We start from the raw sequence: 10274 nt of genomic DNA, 5'->3' as shown, positions 1-10274 counted from the left end.
TAATCTTTTCGTTTTCAACGTAAGCAACACCAGTAGTGTTACTCAAATCGGTCACTTGATTTTGCAAAGCTAATGGTGCAATAAGAGCCAGAGTCAATTCCTTAGTATAAGCGAAGTAATACTTAGTAGGACTTTCTGGCAATTCATAACCAGCAGGGGCGCTCGTTTCAACAGCATAATAGAGCGTATCATAATCATATGTAGGATGACTACTTGAATTAGTAATACGTGCAACCCCACTACTATCAGTAGTATAGCTTGTTATTTCTTCATCATTTGAATCGTCATCATCGCCATCATACTTATAAACCGTAAAGGTTGCACCAGGTAATGTAACACCATAGTTAGATGCATCAACCTTATTTAAAGTATAAGTCCCTGTTGCATAAATACTACCTCCACCTGACTGATGCATATATTGATAATTAGTACTTGTCGAATCTGAGCCATTATTGACCCCCTCAAGTGTTGAAGTATTAGTAACAGTATACCAAGAGCCCTCAGTCGCATCACTAATTTGATAATTATATTTTAGTACATAGTGATTGGAATCTGGTAGGGTAACAGTCATAATTCCCCGACGATACTGATTTGGATAGGCTTCATTGACTGCAACATCTTCGTAAGTCCATGACCAATCACTAGAAGGAACGGCGTTTCCTTCATCATCATACAAAGCTACAGAACCCTGAATCAAAGTGTAGGTTACCTGATCTTTATAGTACTGGAGCGTATCAGTTAAGGTTAACGTATTTGAACCACTAGCTAAATCTTCTGCATCAGGGTTAATATCAATTGAGTAATTTAACACATGAGTATATCCGACTTGATTAGTATTAACTGTACCATTACCGGAACTATCATAAATCATATTTGCTGTAGACCCAGTCTGTGTCTTAGTGACAACACTATCATCTTCACCTGAGGTAGTTGTTGTTCCGACAGTAACTTCTTGAGTTTGATTATCGGAACCAATATCCTTACCATCACTCGTTACAGATACACTATTCGTTAACAGTACTGTTGCTGTCGCCCCTGATTCAACCTTAGTCATATCATACTGAGCTTTAACAGTAACATAAAACGTTGATTCATTATTAATGGCTGATTTTAAAGTTCCACCCTCAGGTGCTGTAAAATCTAAAGTAATAACATTATCCGAAATATTACCTGTCAAGCTCAAATCTTTAGTATTATAAGTATTTGCACCTGCAGTAATCGTATCACCGTTAATTGTTGCGGTTACTGGACCATACTGTGTACCGTAAGTTAGAGAGGCCAGACTTACATCATCTGGTAATGTGTCTGTTACAGTCATACTTGTGGCATTATCATCTAATATTACCTTAATAATCCATGTTAAGGATCCATCAGGACTAGTAATTACTGAACTTCCTTCATTACCATTACCATCTGTTTTTGTTACTTTTTTAGCAGGATAACTTGCATCACTAGTAACGCCATCAATATTCACAGTATTTCTAAACTGTGTCTGACTTGAAACAGTTGAAATATCTAAAGTTGATTTATAGGTATAACTGATATCAGCACTCATTTGGTAGTCTTTCGTTAGAGTGACAGTATAACGAGTATAAGTATCAGATGAATCAATGCTACTATAGCTAATTTGATTACCATTATTTTTAGAAACGGTCATAGTAAAACCATCTGCACCAAAAATACCAACCATCGTATTGTAAACATCAGCTAGCTGAGAAGCTGTATACCAGTGCTTACTGTTATTTTCGCTATACGAAGCTGTCAAACTATCATAAATAGTTGTTCCACTTTGAAGTATACCATTCGTTGGTTTTGAAATTGTCGTTGACCAAGTCGCTATCTTCACATTGTCATCACTTGTATCTTCCGAATTCACATAAGACTTCGACACTCCACCAGTTCCTGGTATCGTAACGGTTCCTGTTGAACTTGACTGATCATTAGTTGTACTATTATCGCCGTCTTTATCAATAATTGCTTTATTGTTTACTGTCTGACTTGAAAAGCTACTCTCTGGTGCTTCTGTAGTGTAGGTAATAGTATAAGTATTTGTATTCTTGCCATCTGAGGTTACAGCATCAAATTTAATTCCTGTAATTTTACCATTAGAATATTGAAAACTATAACCTGAATTAGGTGATACTGAAACATTACCCGTAATATCTCCAAACATATCATCAGTTAATAAGGAACCTGATAAATCATTTTTACTATTATTAACTGTTATAGTCCATGTAATTAGACCTGTCTGGCTATCATAAGAACCTGTTTTACTGATAGAAGAGACAATTGACAAACTATTCCACGAGCTTCCATCGTCTGTAACAGTATCTTCACCATCAGTAGAAGTTGAGCTAACAGTATTATTTACTGCCACAGTACCATCACTAACAGTTAAGCCTGTCACCTTATAACGATAAGTAATTGTATAAAAATGTCCAATTCTATTGCCACTCGAGTCTAGACCTCCAGATACCAATTGTGGCAAAGTCATTGACCAAGTACCACTAGCCGTATCGAAAGTAGGACTTGCAGACACCGTCTCCGTACTAGTAACATTACTTGTACTACCTGTATAAGTCGATTCTGTAACAGAAACACTATCAACAGAATCAATAGAAACGCCAGAGGCTGTCAAAGCATCTGTTACAGTAATATTTCCAGGTGTTCCATTTAAAGAATTCACAGTTACTGTATAAGTAATATAAGGTATGTCACCATCATATGAAACGAAACCTGACTTCTCTGTTGTAATATCATAATTTTTAGAGATATTCTCCTCACTTATGGTAACAGTTACTTTGTCTGAAAAGTCAGCAACGTAGTCTCCATTATCTTGTTTATTACTTTCACTCATTTCCATATCATATTGGAAACTACCTTCAACAGTTGAATCCGAGGCAAGCCGTGCTACATAACTATCTGAAAAGTGAATAAGCATATAATACTTGCCGTCTGCATCTTGTACAAACTCAAAAGTAGCAGCTGTATTACCATTTCTATCCAGAGCATTATAGGTCGCCCCTGTTTGAACAGTCACACCTTCAGGCATTTCAAGATAGTAATTGGTATTAGATGCCAAAGTATCCCCATTAATACCCGAAAAGCTTAAGCTCAAATTTGTTGATACAATCCCAGTTGCCAAATCTAGAGAAGAAGGTGTCACTGTATAATCACCACTTAAGTAATCTGAAAAGTCAGCATATGTGACATCTGCGACAGTATAGTTTGAAAAACTATCTGACTTAAAATCAACGCTTGTGACATTTTCTGAACTGTCTTGGTTAATCGTTGTATCAGTCTGTCCTGTGAGGTCCTCCACCTTATTGACATCATTGTCCACAAAGTGATAAAGTTTCCAGTTACCTCCAAGTTCAGAACTTGAAACGGCATTCTTAAAGGCGATTGAGACATTGACATCCTTACTTGGTTCAACTTCTTCACCACTTGCTGTGACAAACGAAATATCATATGTGTAAGCTTGTGCCAAAGTTTGCTTTGTTTCACTCAAAACAGATGTCAGCTTGTCATTAATAGCGCTCGTATCTGATACTGGGCTGACTTTTAACGTAACAGGTTCTGAAAACGTGTTATCTTCGTATGTTGCCGTCACCGTAACATCTGATGTTTCAGCACTGAGACTTCCCGCGGCGACAGCATCTGGATCTGACGACTCTGTCTCTGCTTCTGATGTTGTTGTGCTACTATCTGATGCTTCTGAACTTTCTGCTTGACTGCTTTCTTCTTGCAAAGCTTCAGTAGTTGTTTCTTCCGAACTACTTACTGACTGAATAACAGAAGAACTGCTATCTGTACTAATTGTTAGGGCTGGTAATATCAGTAAATAGGTGGTACAGAAAACAACTACCAGTGATAGTGCCAAAGCAATCTTTGCAATGATACTATCGTGGACCCGCTTTTTTACTAAAATTGCTAACCTTACCCATAGCTTTAACATTGGAACTCCTTTCTAAACATAATTTGTTAACTCTTTAATCGATTGTCCCCATACGAGGAAGGGGCCAAATCCTAAAACTTAGTTTCCCAACTAACTGTTCTTCGTCTACCACACCAACAGCTTTATTACGTGAGTCGATAGAAACTTTTCGGTGATCTCCCATCACGAAGTACTTGCCATCTGGTACTTGATAAGGTAAGTCGATATTGGTTTCTCCGTAATCTTTTTCACCTTTTTGTAAATAAGGCTCTTTGATTTTCTTTCCGTCAACATAGACATTACCTTTTTTGTCAATGTTGACCCATTGGCCTGATGTTGCAATAACACGCTTTACCAAAACTTTGTTATTATAATAAAATGCCACAACATCACCCTGTTTCAAATGTTTCTTGCTAACAGAAACTACCATATCTCCAGCCTTCAAAGTCGGAGTCATTGAATTTCCGTAGATTTGTAAAACAGGTAACCAAATTGTCGCAACAAGTACAGCCAAAGCTGCTACTGTCACTAAGGTAAAAACTGTGCTGCGTAGAGTTCGAATATAGCGTTCACGATATTTAATTTTTCCTAGTTCTTTTGAAAGCTCCTCGGCTTTTGGTAAATCGGATGAATTAATTTTCTGTGATTTTTTTTCAACTAATGGTTTCATGTTAAAAATTTCAGCCTCTTACGCTTCATCATCTACATTCTTTTTGGCATCTGCCATACGCTTAACGTTATAAAGATACGTATCCGCTGCTGCCTGTGCTTCTTCAAAAACTTTACTGATAGCAAGGGCAGCTTCAGCAATTGAGCCAGCATCTGAAACTTGCAGCTCACGACGCTCAAGCTTACCTTCAAGTTTTTTTACTTGATCTTGAAGTTCTTCAATTTCTTTAGCTTGTTCTACAAGCAGCTCAAATAAATCTGAACGACGTAATTTTCTTAATTGTTTAGCATCAAGCACTTTAGGACCTCCTCTTAGTATTCCTCTTCACATAAAGCTCACATAAATCTTAATGTATATTTATTCTCATTCTGAAAAAATAAAGATAAAATAAACATTTTTTCATTTTGTCGTTTTATATATCTAGGTGTTTTGGAGAATATTATAATATTTTTTTGCGATTTTGAAAAGGGATTTTGTGTAAGTGATACTTTTTTTTAACTTTTGTATCCTAGTTCTAATTTTCTTAATATTTTGTCCTCTATCACTGTTAGAAAAGCTAACAATGATAACTTTGTTAAGTAAAACGTTATCATAATCGTAGGATTGATGTAGCTTAATTTTTAGGTTTATGTTACAATGCTAAATTGATTAGGTATAATTTTTTGTCTTTTCAGAAATATTACATCATTCAAGTAGGGGATTATTTATGAAAAATTTATCAAAAAAACAACAACAAGTCTTAGAGACTAAACACCGTTTATCAAAAGCCCTTTATCTACTGATTACTGAACGACATTATGACAAAATCACTATCTATCATATCCTTGACAAAGCTGCTATTTCACGACGCACATTTTATCGCTACTTTGATGACAAAGCCGATTTAATGGATTTCTGTTTAGATAACTTTGTTAAAGGTTATTATCTACAGCGAGATAATTTTATCTTAGCGGAGAGTGTAGAGGACGTTTTCTTAGTCACTTTGAATTTTATGTATTCGAATAAAGCTTTTATTTCATCACTTGTTGAAAGTGGCCACTTTTCATTACTAACAGAAAAATTCAATCAAAAATCTGCACAAATTTACAAAACCATCAATCTCCCCTGGTGTGTTGATGATACTGTAGATAGCAACATTGATTACATCTCAAAAGGTTTATTTGGTGCCTATCTTAACATCCTACAATTTTGGTTAACTAAAGATGAGCCTGAAGAACCCGAACTTATTGCAAAAAATCTATCCCTTCTTTTTTATTCTATTCCTAGTTACTTCAATGCTCCCTCAGAAGAACAAACAAAGATAAGAAACAAAAGATAGGGGTATTTATTTTTAAAATTTTTTGTAATGATTTAATGACATACTCCCATGTCTCTAAATCCTGTTGCTTTATTTCCTTTCTTGACACTTTCTTTCATAAAGTTGACAAGAAAACCGCTAACATTGACAGATTTACCGTTTCCATTTTGCTATAAGTTGACACATTGATATTTTAATTGACAGTTTTTTGACACTTATTAATCACAGTTAACTGTAAGGATTAGTAAGTTATCCACAAAAAATATTAATCAATAAGCCCTAAAGTCAACTTAATCGTTCAGTTAAGCAAACCTGCTCTATGTATTTTTTCTTGTGTTCCCGTAAAAGTAGGTCTCAATGACCTTAAATAGATAAAAAGTCGGTAAAACTATTGTCTTACTGACTTTTTTGCATGAAACTTTCAAATCAATCACGCATTTTTTATAAAAAAAGATAAAATAGCATGAAAATTCTCCCATTTTTAAATTTGTTAACAGTTATTCACAACTTGTGGATAAGTGTGGTTATAGACTGGGGATAACTTGTGTATAATCTAGCTATAAATCCCTTTATACCAAGTTTTAAGAGCTATCCACATTTTAAAAAAAACAGCTGTTAATAACTTCCATTTTTAGCAAAATTTTCCTCAAAAAAGTAGCTGATTCTTGAAAATCAGCTACTTTTTTCCACATTTATAGTAAATCATCGCGGCTAACCTGTTCAAATTTTTGATCACCATCATTTAATTTATCCCAAATGATGACTTCGCCAGCCTTCAATGACTTCTGAACATCAATGATGCGTTGGTTACTTGATCCACGAAATTGCAACATCAAGTTTTTCTTAGTAATATCAAAACGACCATCTACTAAAATATCGATTAAGCTAAGCATTTCTAACTTATCTGGCGTTTCTTGCATCATTTCTTCCCAAGTATATCCAGTCCAAGACCAAATATCCTTCTCAGGAAGTTCTCGACGCACGCGCTTAATTAATGGTAAGAGAAAACCTGTATTTAAGAAGGGTTCTCCACCAAGAAGCGTTAGTCCTTGAACATATGGTTGCGCCAAATCAGCCATAATTTGTTCTTCTAACTCTTGTGTATAAGGTTGCCCTGCTTTAAATGACCATGTGGCAGCATTGTAACATCCTTTACAATGAAACATACATCCTGACACATAAAGCGAGTTACGAACCCCTTCACCATCAACAAAATTAAAAGCTTTGTAGTCAATGACACGACCTTGGCTTAGTTCTTCTGATTTCCACTCACAGGGCTTAGGAGTATTCCAGTTTTTTTCTTCCATACTAACCTTCTTTCTGTCCTAATTTCCCTTAATTACTCATTTAGGGTTATCCAATAGCGTTCAACAGTATTTTGAATATCTTCTAGTTTTCCACCGTTTGCTAATATTACCTTACGACTAGCAGGATTGTCTTCATGGCATGTCACTAAAGCAGTTTGGATATTTTTCTTCTTAGCTTCTAACAAACCTAATCGCAACTGCTCCTTGGCATATCCCTTACAGCGTTCAGATGGACGAATAGAATACCCGATATGTCCACCTTGTTTTAAAAGATTTTCATTTAAGCGTAAACGTAAATGCAAAAATCCCAAAGCTCTGCCATCATCAGAAAAAGAGACAAATTGGACTGCCGGAACAAATGTTTCTGGCACATTAATGCCCATTTCGCTCAAGTGGTTATTCTCAATCCAATCCTCATAATCAAAGTTATCCACATCCCAAAAGCCGCCGTCGTGAGCAGACTGGCTCACTTCAAACTCTTTCATCATGTCAATAACAGCTTCTTTATCCGATAATTCAGGTCTTCGTAATTGCATAAGCTTACCTCTTATTTACTTTTCTTCTTAGCTTTTTCTAAAAATTGTGCTTTTAATTGATTAACACGCGCTTTTTTGTCAGATTTCACATTTGAATTTTTTTCGTGAAAACGTTCAACTTGTTGCATGCCTTTATAATCTAATTGGTATTTCCCCACGATTTTTTCCTTTCTTCAACTTTTTTATCAATATAATAAAGAAGCTGGGACAAATGTCTCCAGCTTCAATATGTCATGAAACTGTCTAAACTAAAATTATTAACAGCTTTTATCTTTGTGCATATGATAGTCACCTGGGTTTTTAATGGTTGATCCATTCATGTGTTTAACACGAGCAGAAATTTCTTTGTGACGACCATTAACCATTGGACGAGCTTGAGGATTGCCAAGGTATCCACAAGTACGTTTAACAACGTCTACTGATTTTGGATCACTGTTACCACAGTTTGGACAAACGAAACCGCGTTCTGTTGGTGTGAAGTCTCCTTCAAATCCACATTTATAACAACGGTCGATTGGTGTATTTGTACCAAGATATCCAACACGTGTGTAAGCGTAGTCCCAAACAGCTTCTAGAGCTTTTGGATTTTGTTGAAGGACTGGGTATTCGCAATAGTGAATGAATCCACCAGTAGCACCAGCTTCAGGGTAAACTTTTTCAAAATCAAGTTTTTCAAACGGTGTTGGGTTTTTACGCACATCATAGTGGAATGAGTTTGTATAGTATTCTTTATCAGTGATATCTTTAACAATACCAAATTTCTTAGTATCAAGACGGCAGAAGCGGTCAGTCAAGCTTTCAGATGGTGTTGAATAGATTGAGAAGTGATAATCATATTCATCTGACCATTCAACACAGTAATCTTTCATTTTACGGATGATATCAACTGTGAATTCTTTTGCTTCAGGATTTGTTTCCCATTCTGGGCCAAAGAAGACTGTTCCAACTTCGTAAAGTCCGATGTAACCAAGTGATACTGTCGCACGGCGGTGACGGAAAAGTTCATCAACGTTATCATATTTACCAAGACGTTTACCAAAAGCACCATATTGGTAAAGGATTGGAGCATTTGCTGGAGTAGCTTCTTTTACACGTTCAACACGGTAAACAAGCGCATCTTTACAAATTCCCATACGTTCGTTGAAAAGATTCCAGAATTTATTCATATCACCATTTGATTCCATGGCAATACGAGGAAGATTAACAGTAACAACACCTAGGTTCATACGACCTGAGTTAACTTCGACACCATTTTCATCTTTCCAACCTTGAAGGAATGAACGACATCCCATTGGGGCTTTAAATGAACCAGTCAACTCAACAATTTTATCGTATGAAAGAACATCTGGATACATACGTTTTGTGGCACATTCCAAAGCTAATTGTTTGATGTCATAGTTTGGTGTACCTCCTTCAAGGTTAAGACCACTCTTCAAAGTAAAGATAAGTTTAGGGAAGATAGCTGTACGATGCTCACTACCTAAACCTTTAATACGGATTTCAAGGATAGCTTTTTGGATTTCACGTTCAAACCAATTTGTACCAAGTCCAAATCCAAGTGATGTGAATGGTGTTTGACCGTTTGATGTAAACAAAGTATTGATTTCATATTCAAGACTTTGCATCGCATCGTAAATATCTTTTTTAGTTTTTTTACGTGCGTAATCTTCGCGACGATCTTCAGCAACCCATTCTTCAGCATCTTTCAAGTGTTTTTTATAGTTAAGTTCAGCATACGGTGCCAAGAATTCATCGATACGGTCAGCTGTACAACCACCATATTGACTTGAAGCAACATTTGCAATGATTTGTGAAATTTGTGCTGTTGCTGTTTGAATAGATTTTGGACTCTCAACTTCAGCATTACCAATCTTAAAACCGTTACCCAACATACCTTTGAAATCAATCAAACAGCAGTTTGTCATTGGAGTATATGGACTGTAATCAAGGTCATGGAAATGAATGTCACCTTTTTGGTGGGCATTGGCAACGTGAGCTGGCAACATTTTAAGACCGATTGACTTACCAACAATACCAGCAGTCAAGTCACGTTGTGTATTGAAGACTTCACTATCCTTGTTAGCGTTTTCATTAACGACAGTTTGATCCTTATTCAAAAGTTTATCAATCGAAAAGTTGATATCTGTCGCTTGAGAGCGTGCAAAATCACGTTTTGTACGATAATTAATATATTCTTGAGCAATTGCATATTCATTAGCTTCTAAAAGTTCATGCTCAACGATATTTTGAATCTCATAAATTTTAACATTGTCTTTGAAGCGATCAAAAATTTCAGCAATGATATTATCTGAAATAGTTTCCAATTTTGCTTCAACAACTGGTGACATTTTTGTCACATTATTGCTTGCTTTGACCAAGGCATTATAAATTTTATCTGAATCAAAGTTTACAGAACGTCCATCGCGTTTGATAACTTTTACAGTAGGTTGTGCAGCAAATTTTTCTTTTTCTAATGTAATCATATGAACACTCCTTCTTACTCGTCTATTATAACACGGGACAAAAA

The 10274-nt window shown here is 35.8% G+C and carries 8 protein-coding genes; 1 reads left to right on the top strand and 7 read right to left on the bottom strand.

Annotated features, from left to right (window positions below; all coding sequences use genetic code 11):
- The 3 genes from B4D49_RS08660 to B4D49_RS08650 form a co-directional block, all read right to left on the bottom strand.
- The coding region (locus B4D49_RS08660) for a beta strand repeat-containing protein (RefSeq protein ID WP_286784123.1) at positions 1-3958 on the bottom strand (3958 nt) is incomplete at its 3' end.
- Positions 3959-3992: 34 nt separating this feature from the next.
- Positions 3993-4607, bottom strand: coding sequence for a signal peptidase I (gene lepB / locus B4D49_RS08655; RefSeq protein WP_132869592.1), 615 nt, complete (start codon positions 4605-4607; stop codon positions 3993-3995).
- 18 nt (positions 4608-4625) lie between these two features.
- Positions 4626-4904 (bottom strand): DNA repair protein, encoded by a 279-nt coding sequence (locus tag B4D49_RS08650; RefSeq protein ID WP_132869591.1) that lies wholly within the window; start codon positions 4902-4904, stop codon positions 4626-4628.
- 409 nt (positions 4905-5313) lie between these two features.
- Between B4D49_RS08650 and B4D49_RS08645 the strand changes: the two genes are divergently transcribed.
- Complete coding sequence (locus tag B4D49_RS08645; RefSeq protein ID WP_199545075.1) at positions 5314-5925, top strand: TetR/AcrR family transcriptional regulator; 612 nt, start codon at positions 5314-5316, stop codon at positions 5923-5925.
- Between the two features lie 671 nt (positions 5926-6596).
- Here B4D49_RS08645 and nrdG read toward each other — a convergent pair.
- From nrdG to nrdD, 4 genes are all read right to left on the bottom strand, one after another.
- Positions 6597-7211 carry an anaerobic ribonucleoside-triphosphate reductase activating protein gene (gene nrdG / locus B4D49_RS08640; protein WP_199545073.1) on the bottom strand — a complete coding sequence of 205 codons (615 nt, stop codon included), beginning with the start codon at positions 7209-7211 and terminating at the stop codon, positions 6597-6599.
- A 32-nt stretch (positions 7212-7243) separates the two neighbouring features.
- Positions 7244-7747, bottom strand: a complete 504-nt coding sequence (locus B4D49_RS08635; RefSeq protein ID WP_132869759.1) for a GNAT family N-acetyltransferase — start codon at positions 7745-7747, stop codon at positions 7244-7246.
- Between the two features lie 11 nt (positions 7748-7758).
- Positions 7759-7905: a hypothetical protein gene (locus B4D49_RS08630; protein WP_165941999.1), complete on the bottom strand. Its 147-nt coding sequence runs from the start codon at positions 7903-7905 to the stop codon at positions 7759-7761.
- A gap of 99 nt (positions 7906-8004) precedes the next feature.
- Positions 8005-10230, bottom strand: coding sequence for an anaerobic ribonucleoside-triphosphate reductase (gene nrdD, locus B4D49_RS08625; RefSeq protein ID WP_286784122.1), 2226 nt, complete (start codon positions 10228-10230; stop codon positions 8005-8007).
- Positions 10231-10274 lie beyond the last annotated feature (44 nt).

Source organism: Streptococcus sp. UBA4344, assembly GCF_002393675.1.
Classification (GTDB): domain Bacteria; phylum Bacillota; class Bacilli; order Lactobacillales; family Streptococcaceae; genus Streptococcus; species Streptococcus vicugnae.
The sequence above is the reverse complement of the archived record's forward strand: the minus strand, read 5'-3'. Positions and strand labels throughout refer to the sequence as shown.

Excerpts from the sequence above, each read along its gene's own strand:
- lepB (WP_132869592.1), bottom strand. The coding sequence starts at position 4,607 with ATGAAACCATTAGTTGAAAAAAAATCACAGAAAATTAATTCATCCGAT.
- B4D49_RS08645 (WP_199545075.1), top strand. The coding sequence starts at position 5,314 with ATGAAAAATTTATCAAAAAAACAACAACAAGTCTTAGAGACTAAACAC.
- nrdG (WP_199545073.1), bottom strand. The coding sequence starts at position 7,211 with ATGGAAGAAAAAAACTGGAATACTCCTAAGCCCTGTGAGTGGAAATCA.
- B4D49_RS08635 (WP_132869759.1), bottom strand. The coding sequence starts at position 7,747 with ATGCAATTACGAAGACCTGAATTATCGGATAAAGAAGCTGTTATTGAC.
- nrdD (WP_286784122.1), bottom strand. The coding sequence starts at position 10,230 with ATGATTACATTAGAAAAAGAAAAATTTGCTGCACAACCTACTGTAAAA.